Genomic DNA, 24,109 nt, shown 5'->3' with positions numbered 1-24,109 from the left:
GGCGCGCTACACAGCCACGTAGGAGCACGGCCCGTACCCCGGACGGCGGGGTACGGGCCGTGCTCGCATGCGGCGGCTCCGCTACGGAAGGGCCGGCTCGCGTTGGCGGGTGGTGAGGTGCATCGCGTGTTCCACGACGGCGATCAGCACGTCGCGCACGGAGTCCTTCTCGCGGGCGTCGCACAGCATCACCGGTACCTCGGCGTCCAGGTCCAGCGCTTCGCGCACCGTTTCCGCGGGGTAGCGGTCGGCGCCGTCGAAGCAGTTGACGGCGACCATGAACGCGATGCCGCGGCGTTCGAAGTAGTCGATGGCGGCGAAGGAGTCGGCCAGGCGGCGGGTGTCGGCCAGCACGACCGCGCCCAGCGCGCCGCGGGCCAGTTCGTCCCACAGGAACCAGAAGCGGTCCTGACCCGGTGTGCCAAAGAGGTAGAGCACCAGGTCCTCGCGGAGCGTGATGCGCCCGAAGTCCATGGCGACGGTGGTGGTCCGCTTGCCCTCCACGCCCACCAGGTCGTCGACCGGACGGCCCGCCTCGGTCAGCCGCTCCTCGGTACGCAGCGGTTTGATCTCGCTGACCGCGCCCACCAGGGTCGTCTTGCCCACCCCGAAGCCGCCCGCCACCAGGATCTTGAGGGTGACGGGGTCGGGGGCGTCGTGCTTGCGGCGTCGTTCAGAGCGCCCGAAGACCATGGCCGTCTTCTCCCGGTTCGCCGCTGGTGCTGATCTCTCGCATCTCTCGGTCCTTGCCGTTCGTGGGTCCGCGCGGCCCGCCCGGTGACGGGCCGGCGGCGCGCCGTCCTCCGGGTGCCGTCACAGCGCCCGGAGTCCGTCGATCACCTCGCGCAGGATCTTCTCGTCGGGCAGCTCGGCCGGTGGCACGGGCCGGCTCACATGGACCAGCTCCGCGTCCAGCAGATCGCCGATGAGGACCCGTACGACGCCGAGCGGCAGGTCGAGTTCGGCGGCCAGTTCCGCGACGGACAGCGGCGCGTCGCGGCACAGGCCGACGATGTCCACGTGCTCCGGCGACAGGGTCTGGTCGTCGAGTGGCTCCTCCTGCCGGTCCTCGGCGATCACCAGCGCGATCAGGTCGAGCCGCTCCTCGGCCTCGGTGCTGGTGCGCCCGCGGGTCATCGCGTAGGGGCGCACCACCGGGCCCGCGTCGTCGTCGTACCAACTGGTGTCCGGCCGCCCGGTCCGGGCCGGGCCGTCCGTGGTCATGGCGTCACCGTGCCGTCATCCTCCGGTCAGCCGCCGGCGGGCTGCCCGGCCCGGGGCGCGGTGCCCAGGTGGGCGCCCACCCGCTTGACGAGCAGCGTCATCTCGTACGCGACCAGGCCCACGTCGGAGTCGGCGTCGGCGAGGACGGCCAGACAGCTGCCGTCGCCCGCCGCGCTGACGAACAGAAACGCTTCCTCCAGCTCGACCAGTGTCTGCCGCACCCGGCCCGCCTCGAAGTGCCGGCCGACGCCCTTGGCGAGGCTGTGGAAGCCGGAGGCGACCGCCGCGAGGTGTTCGGCGTCCTCCCGGGTGAGGTCCTGGGACGCGCCGGTGGCCAGGCCGTCGCTGGAGAGGATGAGCGCCTTGCGGATGCTGCCCACCCGGTCGACCAGCTCGTCGAGGAGCCAGTTCAGCTCGCCCGACCCCTGCGGGCCCTTCGACTCGGCACTGGCCGCTGCTGCCTTCGGTGCGGTCATCGACCGTCCCCTCCCGATGTGGTTCCTGGTGCTGTGTCCGGGCTGCCGTCCCGCCCGTCGTCCTCGCCGCCCTCCCGGCGGCCGCGCTGCCAGCCGCGCTGGAGCGAGGCCATCCGGGCGCGCACGTCCTCGGCGTCCCGGTCGTCGGCGGGGCCGGCCGGAGCGCCGGGCCCGTCCTCGGCGGCCGGCTCCGCCTTGAGCTGGGGGGCGAGGCTGGCCTGCCGTACGCGGCGGGGCAGTCCGCCCGCCGTCGTCGCGGGCCGGCCGGCCGGGGCGCGGCCCGCGTCCGTCGTCGTACCGGTGTCCATGTCCGCATCCGTGTCGCCGTCGGTTTCCGCGTCGGAGCGTACGTCGGCACGTGCCGTCGCGTCGACCGGCCTGCCGTGGTCGGAGACCAGCACGGGCGGGCGGTGCCGGCGCGGCAGCGGCGCGGGTCCGTCGCCGCCGGGCGCCTGGTCGCGGGTCTGCTGGTGCTGTTCCGGGGCGCCGGGCGACGGTACGGGGGCGACCGGCGCCGCGCCGTCGCGGCGGGGCCGTGCCCGGCCGGTGCCGCGGAAGACGCTGTCCTCGTCGGTGCCGTCGGAGTCCGCCCGCCGTATGCGGTCGGCGGGGGTCAGCGGGGGCTGCGGTTCGGCGGGCCCGTCGATGACCTCGGGACGGCGGTTGTCCGGTTCGGGCAGCGGTACCGGCACCTGGGCCAGCGCGGCCAGTTTGCCGCCGGGCGCCTCGATCTCCCCGGTGCGGCGGCCGTCGATGCGCCGGCCGCCGGTGTCCGGGCCGTCCTCGCGCTCGCCCTCGGTCAGCAGGGCGGAGGGGATGAAGACGACGGCGGTGGTGCCGCCGTACGGGGAGGGCTGGAGCGAGACCCGTACGCCCTGGCGCTGGGCGAGGCGGCTGACCACGAACAGGCCGAGCCGGTCGGTGTCGGACAGTTCGAACTCGGGGGTTTCGGCGAGCCGCAGGTTGGCGTCGAGGAGCACGTCGGGGGCCATGCCCAGGCCCCGGTCGTGGATCTCCAGGGTGAAGCCGTTGGAGACCCGCTCGCCGACCACCTGGACCGCGGTGTGCGGGGGCGAGAAGACGGTGGCGTTCTCCAGGAGTTCGGCGATCAGGTGGGTGAGGTCGGAGACCGCGGGGCCCTGGACGGCCAGCCGCGGCAGCCGGCGCACCTCGATGCGCTCGTAGTCCTCCACCTCGGCGACCGCCGCGCGCACCACGTCCATCAGCTGGATGGGCTTGCGCCACTGCCGCGAGGGGGCGGCGCCGGAGAGGATCACCAGGCCCTCGGCGTGCCGCCGCATGCGGGTGGTGAGGTGGTCGAGGCGGAACAGGTCGGCCAGTTCCTCGGCGTTCTCGGTGCGCCGTTCCATGGCGTCCAGCAGGGTCAGCTGGCGGTGCAGCAGGACCTGGCTGCGGCGGGCGAGGTTGACGAAGACCTCGGAGACGCCGCGGCGCATGTCGGCCTGCTTGACGGCGGCCTCGACGGCGGCCCGCTGGAGGGTGTTGAGCGCCTGGCCGACCTGCTCGGTCTCGCTCTGGCCGAACTCCAGGCGCGGCGCCTCGGCCTCGACGTCGACCTGTTCGCCGGCGGCCAGGCGGCGCATGACGCTGGGCAGCCGGACGCCGGAGACCTCGTGGGCGGCCTTGCGCAGCCGGATCAGGTCCCGTACGTGCTTGCTGCCGATGCGGACGGAGACGATGACCGAGACCAGCAGGGCGACGAAGCCGAGGACGCCCGCGACGCCGGCCTTGAGCAGGACGCTCATGGCGACCGGCTCGACGCGTTCCTTGTAGCGGTCGCCGGCCTCCCGGCCCATGCGCTGGAGGTCGCCGAGGACCTTGCCGGCGGCGGAGTTCCAGCGTTCGGCGTTGACGGCGCGGGGGGCCGCGGCCGGGCCGGCGCCGATGATGCGGTCCTCGTAGGAGGTCAGTTCGACGCCGGGCGCCGAGCGCCAGTAGTCGGCGAAGGTGCTGCGCTCCTCGCCGGGCAGCAGGGGCAGGCTGGTGTCGTACAGCACGCGGCGTTCGGCGACCCGGTCGGAGAAGGCGCGCAGGCCCTCCTTGTCCATGGTGCCGGAGACCAGCGCCGCGGACATCAGCGCGTCCTCGCGGGCGACGGCCTCGCGGGCGCGGGTGACGTTGACCAGGGCGCGGCCCTGCTTGTCCATCTCCACGTTCTCCAGCGCGTGCAGGGCCGCGAGGAATTCGTAGTTGGGGTCGACGAGGTCGTTGTACGCCTCGAACGCCGCGTCGCGGGAGATGGTGTTGTCCTCGATCCGGGCGCGCAGCGAGGAGAGCCGGTTCAGGCCCCGAACGATGTCGTCCATCCGGGCTCCGGCGATGCCGTCGAGATCGTCGCGTACGGCCGGGTCGTCGGCGTTGTCGCGCAGCTTGGCGACGACCTTGTCGGTCTCGCGGGTGCGCTCGCGCAGGGCGGCCAGTGAGTTGGCGCCGCGCCGGTCGGCCAGGAAGACGAGACTTTGCCGGCGCTCCTGCTGGAGCGCCTGGACGGCGTCCTCGGCCGGGTAGCCCAGTTTGGCGACGACGTTGCCGACGCCGAGCAGCTGGTTGGCCTCGCGCCCCGTCAGGTACGTGGCGAAGGCCCACATGGCGGTGAGGGACACCAGCGGCACCAGCAGCAGCGCTGCGATCTTCCGAGTGATCGTCTTCCCTCGAAAGCTGCGCATGGCCTCCCCTACGTCAACCCCGGCGCACGGGGATGGTGTTCCGTCAACAAACGGCGCGAGCCTACTACTGACGAGGGACTGGGCCGAAGTCTTGTCCGGACACCGGATGCGCAGGTCAGGGGCGGATCGTCCGCAGTTGTCGGCTGATTCCCGGACAACCCGCCCGCACATGTGGCCTCGAACACCTCCCCGGCGCACGCGGGTGCGCCGGAGCGGTTGGCCGAAAATCACAGCGGCCGGGAACCTGGCGGCGTTCCCGTTCGTGACCATGGTGGGTGGTGGTGTCGGCGCGGGTGGGGCCACGGCGTGCGGACAGCAGACATGTGCCGGGTGAAAGCCGGGCAGGGACCTGGTGTGACAGGCGGGTACGTGCGGGTACGGGGAGAGTGACGCCGACGATGGATCACGAGGACGGTGGCGTCTACCTGGGCAGCAGGCGCCCGCTGTGGGTCGAGGAGCCGGTGGCCCGGCGCCGGATGCCCGATCCGGTCCGTACGGCCGCGGTGCGCGCCGTCATCATCGCGGCGGTGACGCTCATTCAGGCCATGGTGGCGTTCTTCTGCGCGATGGCCGGTGCCTGGTTCGCCTTCCCCGCGGTGCTCAGCACGGTCGCGAGCACGGTCGTGGCGACCTGGGCGGTGCTCGACGTATGGGTCACGCGCCAGGTGTGGGTGCAGCGCAACGGTGTGCGCTCGCAGCCGAGCAGCACGGCCAGAAGGCTGCGCCGGGAGCGCCGGCAGGCTCGGCGGGCGGCCCGGAGAGCCCGTGCGGCCCGGGAGGGCCCGTCGCGAGTCGGCGGCGCAGCCGCATGAACGGCCGCGGCCGGTCGACGGCGAACACGGCCGTGGTGCGCCCGTCCCGTTCGTAGACGGCCAGGAAGCCGCGGTCGCCGGGGTCGCCCTCGACGACGCGTACGGCGTCCTGCGGCCCGGGCCGGCCGGCGAGCTGGAGGCGCGCTCCGTACTGGTCCGACCAGAAGTACGGCAGCGCCTCGTGCCGCGCGACGGTGCGGCCCGCGAGCAGGTTGCGCACGGCGGTGTCGGGCTGTTCCGTGGCGCTAGTTGTATTGACCCGCTGGGTTGTTGACGCGACTGATGGGTGGTTGGCCGTCGAGTGCGGTGTGGCACCGGTGGCAGTTGAGGTGTGGAGGAAGTCCGTCAGGGCTTCGGTGCGTTCGGCGTTGCTGGAGTACGGGCGCACGTATGCCCATTCGTCGAGCAGGGTGCGATTTAGGCGCTCCACCTTGCCGTTCGTCTGCGGGCGATAGGGGCGCGTGCGCTTATGGACGATGCCGGCGGCGCTGAGAGGCTGGCCGAACAGGTGGGATCTGCAGCAGGAGCCGTTGTCCGTGAGGACGCGCTCGACGTTGATGCCGCGCGCTGCCAGAAGGAGGCCGCGGTCTCTTTGCGTTCGTCGGTCAGAACCTCGCTGTACGCGAGCCGGGAGTGATCGTCTACGGCTGTGTGGACGTGACTGCAGCCGATGACGGGACTGCCGCCCCTGTGCGCATCGGTGGTGGCCTGCCGATTGCCGGCGGCCTGCTGGCGGGGCATGATCCGATGTCCGCCGCCGTCGGGAATGTTGCCGAGCTTCTTGATGTCGACGTGGACCAGTTCGTCGGGACGCGATCGTTCGTAGCGGCGGATGATCTGACCGGTGGGCCGGTTCGTCCAGCGCAGCCGGTTCAGGCCGTGGCGGGTCAGGACGCGGTGGACCGTCGAGCTGGGTGAGCCCAGGTCGGGCCGATCCGTGCAGGGCTGAGCTTGCAGTCGCGCCGTAGTTCGCAGATGCGGTTCTCGACATCGGCAGGGGTTCGGTGCGGTGTCGTCAGGGGGCGACTGGAGCGGTCATGCAGACCCGGATCGCCTTCGGCTCGCCAGCGGCGGACCCCTGTGTGGGCTGTGGTGCGAGAGATGCCCATTTCTTCGGCGACCTGCGCGACGGGTCTGCCGGCACGGACCCGCTCGACGAGGAGCCGTCTGCCGTGGACGGTCAGCCGGGCATGGGGGTGGGGCACGGCAATCCTCCAGGGCGGTGCGGAATTTGATGCGGAGCCTGGGTTTGCGCCCGAGGCCGCCGATCTGGTGAAAGGCGGCCTCGGGCGGCAGAGGACGAGCCTTCGTGGGCGGCGAGCCAGGCCGGGGCCGTCTCCGGGGCCCCACGGGATCTATTCGGCCCAGGCCCGTTCCAGTAGGGCGCCGAAGGTGGCGGGCTCTCGCCCGATCAGCTCGGCCATCGTCGGGTCGACAGCGGTGAACTCGCCATTGCGCGCCGCGGCGAAGATGCTCAGCATCAGGTCGGCGACCGGAGCCGGGGCGCCGTGCGCCAGAGCCTGCTCACGGAAGACGTCGCCGGGGACGACGGTGCGGGTGATGGGCCGCCCGGTGACCTGGGACGCGAGTTCGGCGACGGTGTCGAAGTCGAGCGCCACCGGACCGGTGAGCGGCGGAGTGGGTCCCTCGAAGCGGCCCTCGTCGGCGAGGATCACTGCGGCGGCCTCGGCGAGGTCGTCGTGTCCGGTCCAGGCGACCGGGCCGTCGGCGGGCAGGGCGATGTCGCCGGTGTGCCGGGCGGACTCAAGGAACTGCAGGGCGCTGGCCGCGTAGAAGCCGTTGCGCAGCGCGGTCCAGGGCAGGCCGGTGGCGCGCAGCAGGTCCTCGGTTGCCGCGTGGTCGCGGCACGGCTGGAAGCGGGAGTCGTGGGCGGCGCCCATCTGGCTGGTGTAGAGGATGCGGCCGGCGCCGGCCTGCACGGCGGCGTCGATGGCCGCGCGGTGGCCGCTGACGCACTCCTCGCCCGTGCGGTCGAGCGAGACGAGGAGCAGCTGCTCGGCCCCCTCGAAGGCGTGCACGAGCGAGGCGGGGTCGTCGAAGCTGCCCTGGCGGACGCGGACGCCGCGGTCGGCGAGGTCCTTCGCCGTGCGGGGGTCGCGGACGCTGACGCCGACGCGGTCGGCGGGGACGCGCTCCAGCAGGCGCTCGACGGTGCGGCGGCCGAGCTTGCCGGTGGCTCCGGTCACGATGATCATGGGGTCTCCCAATGCTGCTTCCAGTGGAATCACTATAACGATAACACTGGAAATATCGATGGAATCAAATCTCCGATACCATCGGTTCATGGCTATGCGCGACACCACCGACAGCCCCCGCAACCGCATCGTCGAAGCGGCCGTCGACCTCCTGGAAAAGGGCGGGCCGGACGCGGTGAGCACCCGCGCGGTCGCCGCCGCGGCCGGCATGCAACCACCGGCGATCTACCGCCTCTTCGGCGACAAGGAGGGACTCCTCGAGGCCGTCGCCGAGCACGGCTACACCCAGTTCCTCCAGAGCAAACGCGACCAGCTCGACCCCGACCCGCAGGACCCGGTGGAGGAGCTGCGCCGCGGCTGGGACATGGTGGTGGAATTCGGCATCTCCCGCCCCGAGCTGTTCGCGGTGATGAACCAGGCCACCGGCCGGGGATCGGAGGCAGCACACCGCGCGGGCCTGGAGATCCTCCGTGGGCGGGTGCGCCGGCTGGCGGCCGGCGGGTGGCTACGGGTCGACGAGGAGCTGGCCGCCCAGATCATCCAGGCAACCGGCCGGGGCGCGGTCACCACCTGGCACTCCACCCCCGCGGAGCGCCGCAATCCGGCACTGTTGACCGTCCTGCGCGAATCCATGGTCGCGGCCATCACCCGCGCCGAACCGACACTCCCCGCCGCGGAGTCCGGTCCCGCCGCAGCGGCCCGCGCACTGCGCGCCGCCCTCCCCGACAACGCCGATGTCCTGAGCGACGCCGAGCAGCGCCTGCTGCGCGAGTGGCTCACCCGCCTGGCGGCGGACGGTGACGCGCCTTGATCACGTCTCCGCCGCCCACCGTCGACAACGCTCGTGGTCAATACAGCTAGTCCAGTGCTCGGTTAGTCCAGTGCTCGGTTCGGATGCCCGCGCAGCGGGCCACATCGCCCGCGGCGACGACCTGCGGCACCGTCCGTCACACCGCCCGCGTCGCACACCACCCCGCCCTCCAGGCTCATCCCGGACACGGCCGGCCAGTCGGTGGCAGGGCGCACCCCGATACCGACGATCACGAGGTCCGCGTCCAGCAGCCGCCCATCGGCGAGTTCCACGGCCCGGACGCGGCCCGTGCCGCCGTCGCGCAGCCCGGCGACTCCGGTGCCGCACAGCTGCCGCGCCCCGTGATCCGCGTGCAGGTCCGCGCAGATCCGCGCCAGTTCGGTGCCGAGCTGGGGCGCCGGCGGCAGCGGCGCGGCCTCGACCACCGTCACGGGCAGGCCGAGCGCGGCGCAGGACGAGGCGGCCTCGGCGCCGATGAAGCCGCCACCGATGACGACCACGCGGGGCGTGCCGTCGTGCAGGGCGGTGCGCAGTGCGTAAGCGTCGTCGTAGGTGCGCAGTACGTGTACGCCGGCGAGCGGCGGCCCCGGGAGGGTGCTCGGGACGGCTCCGGTGGCGATGACGACGCCGTCGGTGCGCGGGGCGCGGACCGTACGGCCGTCGTCGACGGTGACCGTGCGGCCCGCGGTGTCCAGTGCGGTGGCCCGGGTGCCGAGGTGTCATTCGGCGGCGAGGGCGTCCTCCTCGTCCCCGTCGCACAGCCGGAGGTCTTCCAACTCCGTTGATGTGGGCGGGCGTCGAGCGAGGAAGCTTTTGGACAGTGGCGGCCGGTCGTACGGGCGGTGGCGCTCGGCTCCGACGATCACCAGCCGGCCGTCGAAGCCTTCGGCGCGCAGCGCCCGCGCCGCGTACAGTCCGGCGAGGGAGGCGCCGACGACGGTGACGCCCTCATGCGTAGGCGTCTTCCCGTACGTCGGTCCCCCGCGCGGCGGGCCGGACATGGATCATGCCGTCCGCCTCGGTGACCTCGTGGGTGCGCACGGGGCGGCGCGCCGGGAGGCAGCTGGGCCGTCCGGTGCGCAGGTCGAACAGGGCGGCGTGCAGCGGGCATTCGACCTGGCAGTCCTCCACCCAGCCCTCGGAGAGTGAGGCGTCCTGGTGGCTGCACCGGTCGTCGAGGGCGTAGAGGGCGCCGTCGCTGCGGAAGACGGCGATGGCGGGTGTGGTGGCGTCGATCTCGATCCGTACGGCCCCGCCTTCGGGCAGGTCCTCGGTGCGGCAGACGGGAATCATCTGGCCCCCTCAGCGGTGATCGGTATCATGGCGTTCTGAATAACGCATCGCGTAGCGCAGTGCGCAACAGAATCCAGTCCGGGGAGTGTGCCGTCAAGGGGCCGCCGACGCTTCTTGTCCGGGCCCCCGCCGACGCGCCCCGCCGGGGCAACGGGTGGTGACGCCAGAACCCATGCCGAAGACGACCGAGGCGGCCGACGACCGGTCCGAGGAGAAGCGGGGAGCGGCCGGATCCGTCCAGTCCGTGGACCGCGCGGTGAGCGTCCTGGAGATCCTGGCCCGCCTCGGCGAGGCCGGAGTCACCGAGATCGCCGAGGAGTTGGGGGTGCACAAGTCCACCGCCTTCCGCATCCTGGGCGTCCTGGAGCACCGCGGACTCGTGGAGCAGGAGCACGAGCGCGGCAAGTACTACCTGGGCGCGGGGGTGCTGCGGCTGGCCGGCGCCGCCGCCATCCGGCTGGACATCTCGCAGGAGGGCCAGCCGGTGTGCCGGGCGCTCGCCGACGACACCGGGGAGACCGCCAACATCGCCGTCCTGGACGGGGACGCGGCGGTCAACATCATGCAGGCGCGCGGCGCCGCGGCGGTCACCGCGTACAACTGGCTGGGCCGGCGGACGCCCCTGCACGCCACCGCGAGCGGCAAGGTGCTGCTCGCACACCTGCCGCGGGAGCGCCGCGAGCGCCTGGTCGAACGCAAGCTGCCCCGCTTCACGCCGAACACCCTGACCGTGCCGGGCGAACTGCGCCGTCAGCTGACCGCCGCGGCCGAGGAGGGTTACGCCTGTTCCTGCGAGGAACTGGAGGTCGGGCTGAACGCGGTGGCGGCGCCGGTGCGGGCGCACGACGGCGCGGTGATCGGCGCGATCGGCGTGTCCGGACCGGCGTACCGGATGGCGCAGGCGCTGCTTCCGGACCTGGCCGGGCGGGCGGTGAAGGCGGCCGCCGAGCTGTCCCGGCGGATGGGTTTCGCGGGGTGAGAGGCCGGCCGGGCGTCCGCCGCCCGGCCGGGGTTCGGACACCGGCTCCGCGGCTACCCGGTCACCCCTTGACGGATCGCCCACGGACTTCCAGCATGTCTCTCATGGCGCAACGTAGCGCGCCATGAGCAACACAGGGGATTCCCAGGGGCGTTGCCCGGCCTCCCGCGGCTCCCTGCGCCTCCCCCGGTTCCCCTTTCGTCCCGTGCGGTCGCCTGCCTCCCGCCGGTCCCGTACGTCGCGCCATCCCCCATAACGGCATCCGTGCCGGCTCCACACACCCGCCCCTGCCCCGCAGGCGCTGTTTAGGAGTGAGTCATGCCGCACGAAGCACGCGCCGTCGTCGCCGCCAAGAAGGGCGCGCCCGTCGAGGTGCTGCCGATCCTCGTCCCCGATCCCGGACCGGGGGAAGTCCTCGTCACCGTGCAGGCATGCGGGGTGTGCCACACCGATCTGCACTACCGCGAGGGCGCGGGCGGCGACGCCTTCCCCTACCCGCTCGGCCACGAGGCCGCCGGCGTCGTCGAGGCCACCGGCCCCGGCGTCACCGGCCTCGCGCCGGGCGACTATGTGGTGCTCGCCTGGCGCGCGCCCTGCGGCCGGTGCCGCTCCTGCCGCCGCGGCCGCCCCTGGTACTGCTTCGACTCGCAGACCGCGGACCGGCCCATGACCCTGCTGGACGGCACCGCCCTGACCCCGGCGCTGGGCATCGGCGCGTTCGCGGACAAGGCCCTGGTCGCCGCCGGGCAGGCGGTCAGGGCCGATCCGGCGGCCCGCCCCGAGGCCGCGGGCCTGATCGGCTGCGGGGTGATGGCCGGGTACGGGGCCGCCGTGCACACCGGGGGCGTGGGCAGCGGCGACACCGTGGCGGTGATCGGCTGCGGCGGCGTGGGCAGCGCCGCCATCGCCGGGGCGTCCCGGGCCGGGGCGCGCCGGGTGATCGCCGTGGACATCGACGACGGCAAGCTGGACGCCGCCGAGCGCTTCGGCGCCACCGACACCGTCAACTCCCGTGGCACCGACCCGGTCGAGGCGGTACGCGCGCTGACCGGCGGGCACGGCGCGGATGTCGTGATCGACGCGGTGGGCCGTCCGGAGACGTTCCGGCAGGGCTTCTACATGCGGGACCTGGCGGGCACCCTGGTCCAGGTCGGTGTCCCGGAGCCGGACCTGAGCATCGAACTGCCGCTGCTCGACGTGTTCGCGCGCGGCGGGTCCCTGAAGTCCTCCTGGTACGGCGACTGTCTGCCCAGCCGGGATTTCCCGGTCCTGATCGACCTGCATCTGAGCGGCAAGCTCAACCTGGACGCGTTCGTCTCCGAGACCGTCGGGCTGGAGGACGTGGAGGAGGCGTTCGCGCGGATGCGGCGCGGTGAGGTGCTGCGTTCGGTGGTGGTCCTGTGACCGGCGCGGGCGGCCCGGCGCGCCGCCGTATCGTGATCATCGGCGCGGGCATCGTCGGCTGCGCGCTCGCCGACGAGCTGACGGCGCGTGGCGCCCTGGACGTCACCGTGCTGGAGCAGGGCCCGCTGCACGCCCCCGGCGGCTCCACCTCGCACGCGCCCGGCCTGGTCTTCCGTACCAACGCGTCGAAAACGCTCAGCGACTTCGCCACGTACACCGTCGAGAAGTTCACCGCGCTCACCGAGGACGGACGGCCGTGCTTCGACGCGGTCGGCGGGCTGGAGCTCGCCGCCACCGAGGAGCAGTGGGCCGAACTGCACCGCAAGGCGGGGCTGGCCGCCTCCTGGGGCATCGAGGGCGAGCTGGTCGACGCGCGCCGGTGCGCCCGGCTGTGGCCGATGCTGGACGCCGCGAAGGTGCTGGGCGGGTTCCACACCCCCGGCGACGGGCTGGCCAGGGCGCTGCCCGCGGCCCGCGCGCAGACCGCACGGGCGCGGACCCGGGGTGCCCGCTTCCTGGAGCGGCACACCGTCACGGGCATCGAACGGGAGGCGGACCGGGTGACGGCGGTCGTCACCGACCGGGGCGCCTTCCCCGCCGACGTGGTGATCTCGGCGGCGGGCTTCTGGGGCCCGGTGATCGGGACGATGGCGGGCGTGTCCGTACCGCTGCTGCCGCTGGCCCACCAGTACGCGCAGACCTCCGTGCTTGCCGGTCCGGACGGCCGGCGGCCCATCCTGCGCTTCCAGGAGCGCGACCTGTACTTCCGCGAACATGGGGAAGCCAGTGCTGACGGCACGGGCCGGATCGGCATCGGGTCGTACGCCCACCGTCCGCTGCCCGTCGACCCGGCCGCCGTGCCCGCCTTCGACGACGCGCCGGTCATGCCCTCCTCCCTTCCCTTCACGTCCGACGACTTCGCCCCGAGCTGGGAGGACAGCCGCCGGCTGCTGCCCGCCCTGCGGGAGGCGCGGATCGAGGAGGGCTTCAACGGGGTCTTCTCCTTCACCCCCGACGGCATGCCGCTGCTCGGCGAGGTGCCCGGGCTGCGCGGCTTCTGGCTGGCCGAGGCGGTGTGGGTGACGCACTCGGCGGGCGTGGCGAAGGCGGTGGCCGAATGGCTCACCGAGGGGCGGACCGCCACCGACGTGCACGAGTGCGCCGTCTCCCGCTTCGAGGAGGCCCAGCTCTCCCCCGCCTATGTCGCCGAGCGCGGCAAGCAGCAGTTCGCCGAGGTCTACGACGTGATCCACCCGCTCCAGCCGCTGCGCCGCCCGCGCCCGCTGCGTGTGAGCCCCTTCCACGAGCGGCAGCGGGAGCTGGGCGCGTACTTCCTCGAAGGCGCGGGCTGGGAGCGCCCGCAGTGGTACGAGGCCAACGCGCCCTTGATGGACGGCCTGGCGCTGCCGGAGCGGGACGCCTGGTCCGCGCGCCACTGGTCGCCCATCGCCGTGGCCGAGGCGCACGCCACCCGTGAGCGGGTCGCGCTGTACGACATGACACCGCTGCGGCGCCTGGAGGTCAGCGGGCCGGGCGCGCTGGACTTCCTCCAGCATCTGACCACCAACCAGCTCGCGAAGAAGCCGGGCTCGGTGACGTACACCCTGATGCTGGACGACGCGGGCGGCATCCGCAGCGATCTGACCGTGGCCCGGCTGGCGGCCGACCGCTTCCAGGTCGGCGTCAACAGCGGCATGGACCTCGACCACCTGACCCGGCACGCCCCCGACGGCGTGCGGGTCCGCGACCTCACGCCCGGCACCTGCTGCATCGGCGTCTGGGGCCCCCGCGCCCGCGATCTCGTCCAGCCGCTGACCCGTACCGACTTCGGGCACCGCGCGTTCGGCTACTTCAAGGCGCGGCAGGCGTTCATCGGCGAGGTGCCGGTGACCGCGCTGCGGTTGTCGTACGTCGGCGAGCTGGGCTGGGAGCTGTACACGAGCGCGGACCTGGGCCTGCGTCTGTGGGACACGCTCTGGGCGGCCGGGCAGCGGTACGGCGTGATCGCGGCCGGGCGCGGCGCGTTCGACAGCCTCCGCCTGGAGAAGGGATACCGCGCCTGGGGGAAGGACATGACCACCGAGCACGACCCGTACGAAGCGGGCCTGGGCTGGGCCGTCCGGAGGGACAAGGGCGACTTCGTGGGGCGCGCGGCCCTGGAGAGGCGGTCGGCGGACACCGCGCGGCGCAGGCTGGTGTGCCTGACGCTGGACGATCCGGCGGCGGTGGTACTGGGCAAGGAGCCGGTGTTCGTGGACGGCGTGCCCGCCGGCTATGTGACGAGCGCCGCTTACGGCTGCTCCGTCGGGCGGACGGTCGCCTACGCATGGCTGCCCCCGCGGGCCGCGGTGCCCGGGACCGCCGTGCACATCGAGTACTTCGGGGAGAAGGCCGCGGCGACGGTGGCCACCGAGCCGCTGTTCGACCCGGCGATGGAACGTATCCGCAGGTAGCCCGCAGCCCGTCGGGTGTTCCCACCGACCCGGGAGGTCCGCTTGTCCCCCACCTATGACGTGATCGTGCTGGGCCTCGGCGGCATGGGCAGCGCCGCGGCCCACCACCTGGCCGCGCGCGGCGCCCGCGTACTGGGCCTGGAGAAGTTCGGGCCGGTGCACACGCACGGCTCCAGCCACGGCGGCTCGCGCATCACGCGCCAGTCGTACTTCGAGGACCCGGCGTACGTACCGCTGCTGCTGCGCGCTCACGAGCTGTACGAGGAACTGGAGCGCGCCACCGGGCGGCGGATCGCCACGCTGTGCGGCGGGGTGATGCTCGGGCGGCCGGAGAGCCGTACCGTCGCCGGGTCGCTGCGCTCCGCCCGCACCTGGGACCTGCCGCACGAGATGCTGGACGCGCGGGAGGTCCGGCGCCGCTTCCCGACGCTGACGCCGGCCGCCGGCGAGGTCGCGCTGTACGAGGCCCGCGCCGGGTTCCTGCGCCCGGAGAACACCGTGGCCGCACAGCTCCAGCTCGCCACCCAGGGCGGTGCCGACCTGCGTTTCCAGGAGCCGGTCACCCGGTGGGAGGCGCTGCCGGGCGGCCGGGGCGTGCGGGTGCACACACCTGAAGGCGCTTACACAGCGGGTCAGTTGGTGATCTGCCCCGGTGCCTGGGCGCCGGAGCTGCTGTCCGGTCTCGGGGTGGCGTTCTCCGTGGAGCGCCAGATCATGCACTGGTTCGAGCCCGCGGGCGGCACCGGCCCGTACGTCCCGGAGCGGCACCCCATCTACATCTGGGAGGACGCCGCGGGCGTACAGATCTACGGCTTTCCCGCGATCGACGGGCCGGGGCGCGGCGCGAAGGTGGCGTTCTTCCGCCGGGGAACGGTCTGCACGCCGGAGACCATCGACCGGACCGTGTACGAGGACGAGGTGCGGGCGATGGCCGGGCAGGCGGCGCGGCTGCTGCCGTCGCTGCCGGGCCGCCACCTGAAGTCCGTCACCTGTATGTACACCAACACCCCCGACGAGCACTTCGTCCTCGCCCGGCATCCCGCGCACCCCGACGCCGTGACCGTGGCCTGCGGCTTCTCCGGGCACGGCTTCAAGTTCGTGCCGGTGGTGGGCGAGATCCTCGCCGATCTGGCGCTGGGCGGGGACACCGCGCACCCGGTCGGCCTGTTCGCGCCCGAGCGCCTGCTCGCCGCCACCCCGGCCACCACCCCTTCCTCTCCCGCACCGTCCGCCCCAGGAGGCGTCCGATGACCCTCGCCCCCGAGACCGCCGGGGACACCCCGGCCGCCGGCCTCACCGCCACCCTGCCCGGCGCCTTCTACACCGACCCGGAAACCTTCCGCCGGGAACAGCGGCACATCTTCGAGTCCCGGTGGTTCTGCGCGGTACGCGCCGCCGACCTGCCACGGCCGGGCGCCTTCCGTACGGTGCAGGTCGGCCGGGAGAGCGTGCTCGTCGTCCGCAACCGGCGCGGCGGCTTCGGCGCGTACCTCAACGTGTGCCGCCACCGGGGCGCCCGGCTGTGCACCGAGGAGTCCGGCGAGGTGCGGCGCAACCTCCAGTGCCCGTACCACGCCTGGACCTACGACCTGGACGGGCGGCTGGTGGCCGCGCCCAACCTCCAGCGGATGCCGGACGTGGACCGCTCCGAGCGCGGGCTGCTGCCGGTCGGGCTGCGGGAGTGGCTGGGGTACGTGTGGGTGTGCCTGGCCGACGAGCCGCCGTCGTTCGAGGAGACGGTGACCGGCGCGGTCGGCGAGCGGCTGGGCGGCGTCGAGGCGATCGAGCGGTACGGGATGGCGGGGCTGGACCTCGGGCGGCGCGTCACCTACGACGTGCGCGCCAACTGGAAGCTGATCGTCGAGAACTTCATGGAGTGCTATCACTGCGCCACCATCCACCCCGAACTGACCGACATGATCCCGGAGTTCGCGGACGGGTACGCCGCGCAGTACTACGTCGGGCACGGCGCGGCGTTCGCGGAGGAGGCCGAGGGGTTCACCGTCGACGGCAGCGGCGGCTTCGCCCGGATCGCGGGGATCGAGGAGAGCCAGGACCGCCGCTACTACGCCATCACCATACGCCCGCAGGTCTTCCTCAACCTGGTGCCCGACCACGTCATCGTGCACCGGATGTTCCCGCTGGCCGCGGACCGCACGGTGGTGGAGTGCGACTGGCTGTACGCCCCCGAGGTGGTGGCCTCGGGGGCCGACCTGTCGCGGTCGGTGGAGCTCTTCCACCGGGTCAACACGCAGGACTTCGCGGCCTGCGAGCGGACCCAGCCCGCGATGGACTCGCGGGCCTACCGGGCCGGCGGGGTGCTCGTCCCGAGCGAGCACCACATCGCCGGCTTCCACCGGTGGGTCATTCGGCTGCTGTCGGAGGCTCCGGATGCTCCCGAGCCTCCTGGTTCTCCTGAGGCTCAGGGGACTCCGGCCGGTCCTGCGCCCGCTCGTCCTCGGGACGGCGGTACATCCGCGTCGCCGTGATCTGCCCGTGCACCGGCTCCGCATCCGGGTCCTGCTGCGGCAGACCGGGGCGCAAGTGCTCCTCGACGCTGATGTACTTCAGCCCGGCCCGCAGGTCCGCGTCGTTGCGCAGGCGGATGACCAGCGGGAACTCGGCAAGTGCGGTGGTGTCGAAGAGGCCGGTGGTGTAGAGCAGCTGGACGCCCAGCGCGTCGGCGACGGCGCGCTGGAGCTCCAGCAGATACGTCGCGTTGGCACGGCCGATGGGGTTGTCCAGGAACAGCGTGCCGGCGTGCCGCTGCTTGTCGCGGCCGCGGTCGTTGCTGCGCAGCGCCGCCATGGTGCAGTACAGGGCGATGGCCGCGGTCAGCAGCTGGCCGCCGGAGAACACGTCGCCCATCTGCCCGACCGGGACGCGCTCGGCGCGCAGCACCGCGTCCGGCTTGAGGATCTCCACCGCCACGCCGCGCGGCTGGAGCGCCGCGCTGACACCGCGCAGCAGCAGGGACATGCCGTCCCGGCGCAGATCGCTGTTCTTCTTGACCGCCGAGCGGGTGGCCTCGTCGATCACCTCGCCCAGCCGCTCGGTGAGCGTGGCCTGGTCCGGGTCGTCGAAGCGGATGCGCAGGAACTCCTGCCCGGACCACTCCCCCAGGCCCCCGGGCAGCTGGGAGAGCCGCTGGGCGGAGCGGAGCGTCGCCAGCGACGATTCCACCAGGCCGCGCAGCCGGTCCACGATGCTGTCGCGGTTGCGCTCCAGCTGCTCCAGCTCGTCGGTGAGCACCCGCAGGCGGGGCGCGAAGGCGTCGGCCCACTTGGCGGCGTGGTCGGGCAGCGCCGCCGCGGGCAGTTCGCGGATCTGCTGCCGGGCGGGCGTGCGGACCTGCTCGTACTTGGTGGAGTTGGCGTGGCGCACGAGCACGTCGCTGGCCTCGCGGACCGCCGACTCGGCCGCCGACAGATCGCTCGCGCAGCCGCGCAGCGAACGGCGGGACTCGGCAGCGGCCTGCCGCGCGTCCTCCAGGCGCCCGGCGTACGGCTCGGGGCGCTCGCCCTCGTCCTCCTGGGTATCGCGCAGCAGATCGCGCAGCATGGCGGCGATCTCGTCGAAGCCGGTGGCGGCGTCCTCGGCGGCGCGGTGGGCGCGCAGCAGCTCGGTGTGGGTGGCGCGGGCGGTCTCCAGCGCGTCGTCGGCGGTGGCCAGTTCGGCGTTCGCGGTGCGCAGCAGTTCCTTGGCGCGGTCCGCGTCGGCGGGGATCATGTCCTCGGGCAGCTCGGTGTGCGCCTCACCGTCGGCCGGGGCGAGCCGCTCGGCCTCGCCGCGCAGGCGGCCGAGCTGTTCGCTGGCGGCCGAGGCGCGCGACTCCAGCCGGGAGACCAGGGCCTCGGCGCGGGCGGCGGCGGCCTGCCGGGACGGGCCGTCGGCGGCGTCCGGACTCTCCAGGAGCTGTTCGGCGCGCGTGCGCACCTTGTTGGTGAGACGGTTCAGCTCGGCCAGCGCGGCGCTCTCGTCGCCTTCCGCGCGGGCCTGTTCGGCGCGCAGGTCGGCGCCGACGCCCACCTTTTCGTAGAGCTGGGAGGCGGCGCGGTACGCCTCGCGGAGCGCGGGCAGGGAGGCGGCGGCGGGCTCGGTGCCGTCCTCGCCGATGTCGTCGGGCACGCCCGCGATCTCGGCGCGCTCGGCGCGCAGCGCGTGGGCCGTGCGCCGGGCGTCGTCGGCGGCGCGCTGGGCGGTGCGGCGGTCCTCGTCGGCGGCCCGCGCCCGGTCCACGCACTCCTCGGCGCGTGCTTCCAACTCGGCACTCTCGTCGGCGAGTTCACGCAGCCGGGCCTGCCAGTTGGCGCGCTCGCGCAGCCGGTGGGCCAGCCCGGCGAGGGCGTCGGCGACCCGGCGGGCGCGCTGCGCGGCCTCCTGCCGCTGGTCGCGCACGCGCGCGGCTTCGGCGGCCTCCTCGTCGGCCTCGGCCCGTACCGCACGCACCTCGGCCAGCTCGGCGGCGGCGGTGTCCGCGGCCGTACGGGCTTCCTCGGCGGCGGTGGCCAGTTCGGCGAGGCGGCCGGGCGGACAGCCCGTACGCCAGGAGGAGAGGCGGGCGGCCAGCGCGCGGTCACCGGCCAGCCGGGCGGCCAGGGCGCGGATCTCCTCGTCGCGCTCTATGGCGCGCGCCCGCAGCGCCTGGCGCTCCTCGTCGGCGGCGGACTCGTCGTGCATGGCCGGGTTCGGCGGGACGAGGAAGACTCCGCTGTCCTGGGCGTCCGGCGCGGGGGTGGGTGCGAGGAGGGCCGCGGCGGTGCCGACGGCGACGGTGGAGCGGGGCAGCAGCGCGGCCTGCGCGAGCACGTCCCGGGCCCGTGCGTGGGTCTCCGGGTCGGTGATGATCACGCCGTCGACCAGCTCGGGGCGGGCTGCCAGCACGCGGTTGTGGTCGGCGGGGTCGACGGACTGGGCCAGATAGCGCCAGCCGGGCAGCGCGGGGACGCCGTGCTCGCCCAGGTACTCGACGGCGGCCAGCACATCGGGACCCGGCGGCAGCAGGCCGCCGTCGCCCAGCGCGCCGAGGATGCGGGCGTCATCGGCGGCGGCGGTGCGCAGGTCGAAGAGCTGGCGCTCGGCGGAGGCCACGCTCTCGTCGAGCAGTTCGCGCAGGTCGTCGGCGTTGCGGTCGAGTTCTTCGGCGGTCAGGGGGCCCTCGGAGGCGGGGCGGCGGACGCGGGATTCCTCCGCGGTGTCCGCGGGCTGTCCCGAACGGGGGCCGGGCACGCCCGCCTTGGGCACCGCCTGCGGCAGTCCCAGCAGGTCGGCGAGCCGCTGCTCGGCGCCGATCGACTCGGCGGCCCGGCGCTCGGCCTCGTACGCCCGCTCCGCGGCCTGGGCGGCGTCCTCGGCGCGGGCCGCGGCCAGTTCGGCGGCGGCGAGCCGGGTGGCGGCCTCCCGGGCCCGGTCGGCGGCGCCGGTCGCGGCCTCGCGCGCCGCGTCCCAGCCCTCGACCGTGGATTTCTCCGCGTCCGCGGCGGCGAGCGCGGCGCGGGCCGGGTCGGCGTCCGGCGCCGAGTCGTCGAGCCAGCCGGCCTTGACGGCCTCGGCGGTCTCCTGCTCGACCTCGGCGAGCCGCTGCTTGAGGTGTTCGGCCTCACTGCGGGCGCGCTGGGCGTGGGTGGCGGCGGCGGTGGCGTCGCGGTGCGCGGTGTCGCTGGTCTCCTGGAGGGCGGCGGAGCGTTCCTCCTGCTCGTTGGCGATGCCCTCGCTGACGTCGGCGGCGGCCTGGAGGGCGCGCACCAGCTCACCGGCGGCCTTCGAACGGGCGGCGAGCGCGGGGGCCGCGTCCCGCTCGGCCTCGCGGATCGCGGCGGCGACACGGGTGGCCCGGTCGGCGGCGACGCGGTGGCGCAGCACCGTTTCGGCGGCCTGCCAGGCGGAGTGCAGCGTACGGGCGTCGTTCAGCTCGCGGCGCTGGGCCGCGGCGCCCTTCTCGGCGGCGGCCAGCGCGAGCGAGGCGTGCCGGTAGGCGATCTCGGCGGAGATCAGGGCGCGGCGCTCGCGCACCCGCTCGGCGTCGGTGACCGCGTGCGCGGCGGTGGCGACCTGCTCGGCGAACTCGGCGGCCCGGCCGCGCTCCTCGGTGCCGCGGGCGTGCAGCCGCTGGGCGAGGGTACGGGTGCGGCGTTCGGCGCCGGCGTGCACGTCACGGGCGGTCTCGCGCTGCTCGGCGGCGTCCGCGATGCGGGACAGCAGGTCCAGCGAGCCGGCGGTGAAGTCGCGCTCGGCGGTCAGCTCGGCGCGGCGGCCCAGCTTGTGCGCGAAGCCGTGCACGAGGTCGGCGAGCCCGTCGGTGTCGCGGGTGTCGGTGACCGCGCGCAGCAGCAGGTCGGTGAAGTCGGAGTCGTTCTTGACCGCGAAGAGGCCGGCCGCCTCGCCCTCGTCGGCGTTCATCTCCCGCTGGTAGCGGAAGAGTTCGGGGTCCAGGCCCAGTTCGCCGAGGTGCTCGTTCCACCGCTCGTGGATCTCGACCCAGGAGACGTCCAGGTTGGGGTAGTTCTTGCCGGCCTCGACCAGGGCGTCGCGGAAGCCCTTCATCGTACGGCGGCGGCCCCGGGCCCCCGAGGCGCCCTCCGCCGGCTCACCGCGCGGCCGTACGACGGTGGCCTCGGCGACCGGCAGCGAGTCCAGGCTCATGCCGGGGCCGGGCCGGAAGCTGTACCACGCCTCGGCGAACTTGCGCGGGTCGTTGGAGACCTGCCGGCCGCGCCACTCGCTGACCTTGCCGACCACGATGGACTCGCCGGTGAGGGTGTGCTGCCACTCCAGGGCGACATGGCCGCAGTCGTCGGCGAGCAGGAACTTGCGCAGCACGCCGGAGCTGGCGCCGCCGAGCGTGTTGCGGTGGCCCGGCAGCATCACCGAGAAGATCAGCTTGAGCAGGACGGACTTGCCGCCGCCGTTCTCCAGGAAGAGGACGCCGGCGGGGGCGGGCCGGCGCGGCGGGCCGACCGGCTCGTCCTCGAAGAAGTCCGCCTGCGCCGGGGCCGGATCGGGCACCGGTGCGCCGACTCCCCGCAGGTCCAGCACGGTGTCGGCGTAGCGCGCACCGGCGGGCCCGATGGAGTAGAGGCGGACCCGGGACAGCTCGTACATGGCGGCGGACTCTCGTTGTGTGGGCGGACGGTGGTCGGTGGACGGGAGGTCGGTGGGGCCGGTGCGCCCGGCCCCGGGCGGTCAGGAGGAGTGGAAGGGCAGTCCCGCGTCGGAGACCAGCTCCAGGTCGTCGGTGTCCTCGGCGGGCAGCAGGGTGGCGCCGCCGTCGCTGACGGGGACCACGCCCAGCTCCAGCAGCTCGGCCATGGCGGCGCTGCCCGCCATGTCGCGCACCTGGAGCTGGTAGCGGGCGGTGGTGCGGTAGGCGCCGCCGGCGTCGTCGCCGGTGCGCTGGAGGAAGCCGGAGTCGACGAGGAAGGCGACGGCCTTGGCGATGATGCCGGTGGTCGAACCGGCGAGCCGTCGCGCGTCCTTGGTGGCACCGGTCGCGCTGCGCCGCGCGTACGTCCGCCAGGCGGCTTCGAGGCCGGGCGCGTCGGTGGCCGGGTCGGTGTTCTCGCCCTGCTCCTCGGCGCGCTCCTCCAGGCGGCGGCACGCCTGCCGGACGAAGGCGTCCACGCCGTTGACGGTGATACGGCCGATGTAGCCGTCGTCGGCGAGGTCCTCGGGGCGGGGGAAGGCCAGCGCGGCGACGGCGAGGTGGGCCAGGCCGTGCAGGAAGCGGTCGGCGGAGTCGGCGGAGGCGCGGCGGGCGTAGTCGCCCATCCGTACGGCGAAGACGGAGTCCTCGTCGGCGGTGACGGCCATGCCGACGCGCGGCGACACCTCCAGGACGACCAGGCCGAGCCCGGTGGCGACGGCGTCGGCCAGGCGCGCGAACGCGGGCTCGTCGCGATACCTGCGGAGCAGTTCGCCGTATTCGGCGTCGCGGGCGGGCAGCAGCTTGGGCTGGAGCCCGAAGGAGACGAGGCGGGCGGCGTCCGCGGCGTCGGCGGGCGTCACGGGTGCGGGGCCCGCGGGCTCGGCCGGGCCGGGTCCGGGCGCGGACCAGGCCGGATGGTCCGCCGCGCCGGTCAGGTCCCCCTGCGCCGGGGCCTCGGCGCCGTCCCCAGCACCGGTTCCGTACTCACTCACGCCCGTACCTCCAAGACAACTTCCTTGTGACGCCCTGCCGTTGACGTCCTGTGCGCGCTCCGCCCGGCCGGCATCACGCCACCTCCGAGCGGTCCGCCGCCATGCCCGCCGCGTCCAGCAGGGCCTTGCCGACGATCAGGTCGGCGCCGCCGAACTCCGGGTCGTCGAGCACGGTGCCGTCGTCGACAGCGAAGAGCAGCTGCTGCTCACCCTGGCGGTAGGCGGTGCCGACCGGCGGGCTCGCCGCGTGCACCGCCATCAGGGCGACCAGATACGGCAGGTCGGGGTCGCTGCGGCGGGCCTCGGCCAGCAGGCCGGACAGCCGGCGCGGCGCGTCGGCGGGCAGGTCGAGCAGCGCGGTGGCCGCTTCGAGCTGCTCCTCGGAGAAGCGGCTGTCGTCCGGGGTGGCGATCAGGTCGGGCTCGGGCATCTCGGCGCCGAGGTGCTCGCGCTCGACGGGCGGCTGGAACAGCAGGCCGACGAGGTCGCCGAGCCGTACGGAAGTGCCCGTACGAAAGCCGGTGCCGCGCGCGAAGAAGGCGTCGGTGACCCGGATCGCCTGCTCCACGGGCAGCGGCAGCACCGGGGCGACCAACTGGCCGTACAGGTCGAGGCCGGAGCGGCCCGCGGGCGGCGCGAACGCCTGGCGGTCCTGCTCGGCGCGGAAGAGCGGGCCGGCCTCCAGCAGCCGGGACTGGAGCTGGGTGTGCCGGCGGATGCAGTCCTTGACGATGTCGACCAGCTCGGCGGCGCGGCGCTTGTGCTCGTGGTCCTCGGCCTCGTCGCGGGCCTTGCGGATGTTGGTGAGGATGGCGTTCTCGTGGCGGTAGCGCTCGGCGACATGGTCGAGGGCTTCGGTGATCATGTCGGGGACGGCGCGCAGCCAGTCCACCGCGCGGACGTTGCGCCGGGTGGCGTCGAGGGTGCGGCGCAGCGTTTCGGCGTACTGCACGGTGCGGTAGCGGGCCTGCTCGGCGGCGAGCTGGGCGTCCGCCAGCCGGCCGCGGCTGATCAGCACCTCCAGCTTGACCTCGGCGGCGATCTGGGCGCTCGTCACGTCCGTGTCCAGCGCGCCGACCAGGACGTTGACGGCCTCGTCGGTCGTACGGAGGTAGACACCGCCGCCGGGCCCGGGGACCTCCTCGATGAGCTTGAAGTCGTAGTCGCGGCGGACGTACTCGCCCTCGGGGCCGAAGGTGCCGTACACGGCGCGGAAGCCGCGGTCGACGCTGCCGACGTTGATGAGGTTCTCCAGCACCCAGCGGGCGACGCGCTCGTGCTCGGCGGCGGGGCGGTGCGGGGCCTGCGCGGCGACGCGCGGCAGCAGCCTGGCCACTATCTGCTCGTGGTCGGCGCCGGTGTCGAAGTCCATGTGCAGGGTGACCAGGTCGATGGCGGCGAGCGCCACCTCCGCCATCGCATACACCCCGTACTCGCCGGCGAGGTTGGCCTTGCGCGTGTCCAGGTCGTGCAGCGGGGCCGTGCACGCGAGGGCGCGCAGCCGGCGGGCCAGGCCCTCGTCGGCGGCCGGGCCCGGCGCGGGCCGGGTGGCGCCTTCGGGCCGGGCCGGGCCGTTGAGCTGGGACGCAGCGGTCCCCGGAGCAGGAAAAGTCACGTC

The 24,109-nt window shown here is 74.0% G+C and carries 15 protein-coding genes and 3 pseudogenes; 6 read left to right on the top strand and 12 right to left on the bottom strand.

From position 1 onward, the window contains the following. Positions 1 to 81: 81 nt before the first annotated feature. The 7 genes and pseudogenes from CP984_RS35545 to CP984_RS35510 form a co-directional block, all read right to left on the bottom strand. The gene (locus tag CP984_RS35545; RefSeq protein ID WP_003986092.1) at positions 82 to 693 is read right to left on the bottom strand and encodes a GTP-binding protein; all 612 of its coding nucleotides are present in this window, start codon (positions 691 to 693) and stop codon (positions 82 to 84) included. 120 nt (positions 694 to 813) lie between these two features. Then, positions 814 to 1,224 carry a DUF742 domain-containing protein gene (locus CP984_RS35540; RefSeq protein WP_003986093.1) on the bottom strand — a complete coding sequence of 137 codons (411 nt, stop codon included), beginning with the start codon at positions 1,222 to 1,224 and terminating at the stop codon, positions 814 to 816. Between the two features lie 26 nt (positions 1,225 to 1,250). After that, entirely contained in the window at positions 1,251 to 1,700 is a 450-nt protein-coding gene (locus tag CP984_RS35535; protein WP_003986094.1) for a roadblock/LC7 domain-containing protein, read from the bottom strand. Continuing rightward, positions 1,697 to 4,387, bottom strand: coding sequence for a sensor histidine kinase (locus CP984_RS35530; protein ID WP_030181516.1), 2,691 nt, complete (start codon positions 4,385 to 4,387; stop codon positions 1,697 to 1,699). The genes CP984_RS35535 and CP984_RS35530 overlap by 4 nt, the downstream gene beginning before the upstream one ends. Before the next feature lie 654 nt (positions 4,388 to 5,041). Beyond that, a complete protein-coding gene (locus CP984_RS42330) occupies positions 5,042 to 5,419 on the bottom strand; it encodes an oxidoreductase C-terminal domain-containing protein (protein ID WP_003985852.1) in 378 nt (125 codons plus the stop codon). 25 nt (positions 5,420 to 5,444) lie between these two features. After that, positions 5,445 to 6,404 (bottom strand): annotated as a pseudogene (locus tag CP984_RS42325) (IS481 family transposase). A 150-nt stretch (positions 6,405 to 6,554) separates the two neighbouring features. After that, positions 6,555 to 7,415 carry an SDR family oxidoreductase gene (locus CP984_RS35510; protein WP_003985854.1) on the bottom strand — a complete coding sequence of 287 codons (861 nt, stop codon included), beginning with the start codon at positions 7,413 to 7,415 and terminating at the stop codon, positions 6,555 to 6,557. Between the two features lie 88 nt (positions 7,416 to 7,503). On the opposite strand from CP984_RS35510, the gene CP984_RS35505 reads away from it, so the two are divergent. Further along, the gene (locus tag CP984_RS35505) at positions 7,504 to 8,226 is read left to right on the top strand and encodes a TetR/AcrR family transcriptional regulator (RefSeq protein WP_030181521.1); all 723 of its coding nucleotides are present in this window, start codon (positions 7,504 to 7,506) and stop codon (positions 8,224 to 8,226) included. Positions 8,227 to 8,287: 61 nt separating this feature from the next. Here the strand turns inward: CP984_RS35505 and CP984_RS35500 are convergent. Further along, positions 8,288 to 9,227: pseudogene (locus CP984_RS35500) on the bottom strand (NAD(P)/FAD-dependent oxidoreductase); the annotation flags it as partial. Further along, on the bottom strand, positions 9,175 to 9,519 hold the full coding sequence (locus CP984_RS35495; protein WP_003985858.1) for a bifunctional 3-phenylpropionate/cinnamic acid dioxygenase ferredoxin subunit: 345 nt from the start codon (positions 9,517 to 9,519) through the stop codon (positions 9,175 to 9,177). The gene CP984_RS35495 and the pseudogene CP984_RS35500, both read right to left, overlap by 53 nt. A 172-nt stretch (positions 9,520 to 9,691) precedes the next feature. Between CP984_RS35495 and CP984_RS35490 the strand changes: the two genes are divergently transcribed. From CP984_RS35490 to CP984_RS35470, 5 genes and pseudogenes are all read left to right on the top strand, one after another. Beyond that, complete coding sequence (locus tag CP984_RS35490; RefSeq protein WP_003985859.1) at positions 9,692 to 10,498, top strand: IclR family transcriptional regulator; 807 nt, start codon at positions 9,692 to 9,694, stop codon at positions 10,496 to 10,498. Between the two features lie 318 nt (positions 10,499 to 10,816). Next, entirely contained in the window at positions 10,817 to 11,902 is a 1,086-nt protein-coding gene (locus CP984_RS35485) for an S-(hydroxymethyl)mycothiol dehydrogenase (protein ID WP_003985860.1), read from the top strand. After that, positions 11,899 to 14,355, top strand: a complete 2,457-nt coding sequence (locus CP984_RS35480) for a GcvT family protein (RefSeq protein ID WP_003985861.1) — start codon at positions 11,899 to 11,901, stop codon at positions 14,353 to 14,355. Before CP984_RS35485 ends, CP984_RS35480 begins: the two co-directional genes overlap by 4 nt. Before the next feature lie 42 nt (positions 14,356 to 14,397). After that, positions 14,398 to 15,606 (top strand): N-methyl-L-tryptophan oxidase, encoded by a 1,209-nt coding sequence (gene solA, locus CP984_RS35475; RefSeq protein ID WP_003985862.1) that lies wholly within the window; start codon positions 14,398 to 14,400, stop codon positions 15,604 to 15,606. Beyond that, positions 15,603 to 16,742: pseudogene (locus CP984_RS35470) on the top strand (aromatic ring-hydroxylating oxygenase subunit alpha); the annotation flags it as partial. The gene solA and the pseudogene CP984_RS35470, both read left to right, overlap by 4 nt. On the opposite strand, the gene CP984_RS35465 reads toward CP984_RS35470, so the two are convergent. From CP984_RS35465 to CP984_RS35455, 3 genes are all read right to left on the bottom strand, one after another. After that, positions 16,720 to 21,456: a coiled-coil domain-containing protein gene (locus CP984_RS35465; RefSeq protein ID WP_226048734.1), complete on the bottom strand. Its 4,737-nt coding sequence runs from the start codon at positions 21,454 to 21,456 to the stop codon at positions 16,720 to 16,722. The pseudogene CP984_RS35470 and the gene CP984_RS35465 overlap by 23 nt on opposite strands. Before the next feature lie 81 nt (positions 21,457 to 21,537). Next, complete coding sequence (locus CP984_RS35460; RefSeq protein ID WP_032921873.1) at positions 21,538 to 22,434, bottom strand: hypothetical protein; 897 nt, start codon at positions 22,432 to 22,434, stop codon at positions 21,538 to 21,540. A gap of 130 nt (positions 22,435 to 22,564) precedes the next feature. Next, the gene (locus CP984_RS35455) at positions 22,565 to 24,106 is read right to left on the bottom strand and encodes a hypothetical protein (RefSeq protein WP_003985615.1); all 1,542 of its coding nucleotides are present in this window, start codon (positions 24,104 to 24,106) and stop codon (positions 22,565 to 22,567) included. Positions 24,107 to 24,109: the final 3 nt, after the last annotated feature.

Source organism: Streptomyces rimosus (assembly GCF_008704655.1).
Taxonomy (GTDB): Bacteria; Actinomycetota; Actinomycetes; order Streptomycetales; family Streptomycetaceae; genus Streptomyces; species Streptomyces rimosus.
The sequence above is the reverse complement of the archived record's forward strand: the minus strand, read 5'-3'. Positions and strand labels throughout refer to the sequence as shown.

Excerpts from the sequence above, each read along its gene's own strand:
- CP984_RS35505 (WP_030181521.1), top strand. The coding sequence starts at position 7,504 with ATGGCTATGCGCGACACCACCGACAGCCCCCGCAACCGCATCGTCGAA.
- CP984_RS35540 (WP_003986093.1), bottom strand. The coding sequence starts at position 1,224 with ATGACCACGGACGGCCCGGCCCGGACCGGGCGGCCGGACACCAGTTGG.
- CP984_RS35535 (WP_003986094.1), bottom strand. The coding sequence starts at position 1,700 with ATGACCGCACCGAAGGCAGCAGCGGCCAGTGCCGAGTCGAAGGGCCCG.
- CP984_RS35465 (WP_226048734.1), bottom strand. The coding sequence starts at position 21,456 with ATGTACGAGCTGTCCCGGGTCCGCCTCTACTCCATCGGGCCCGCCGGT.
- CP984_RS35530 (WP_030181516.1), bottom strand. The coding sequence starts at position 4,387 with ATGCGCAGCTTTCGAGGGAAGACGATCACTCGGAAGATCGCAGCGCTG.
- CP984_RS35490 (WP_003985859.1), top strand. The coding sequence starts at position 9,692 with ATGCCGAAGACGACCGAGGCGGCCGACGACCGGTCCGAGGAGAAGCGG.
- CP984_RS35485 (WP_003985860.1), top strand. The coding sequence starts at position 10,817 with ATGCCGCACGAAGCACGCGCCGTCGTCGCCGCCAAGAAGGGCGCGCCC.
- CP984_RS35545 (WP_003986092.1), bottom strand. The coding sequence starts at position 693 with ATGGTCTTCGGGCGCTCTGAACGACGCCGCAAGCACGACGCCCCCGAC.
- CP984_RS35510 (WP_003985854.1), bottom strand. The coding sequence starts at position 7,415 with ATGATCATCGTGACCGGAGCCACCGGCAAGCTCGGCCGCCGCACCGTC.
- CP984_RS35495 (WP_003985858.1), bottom strand. The coding sequence starts at position 9,519 with ATGATTCCCGTCTGCCGCACCGAGGACCTGCCCGAAGGCGGGGCCGTA.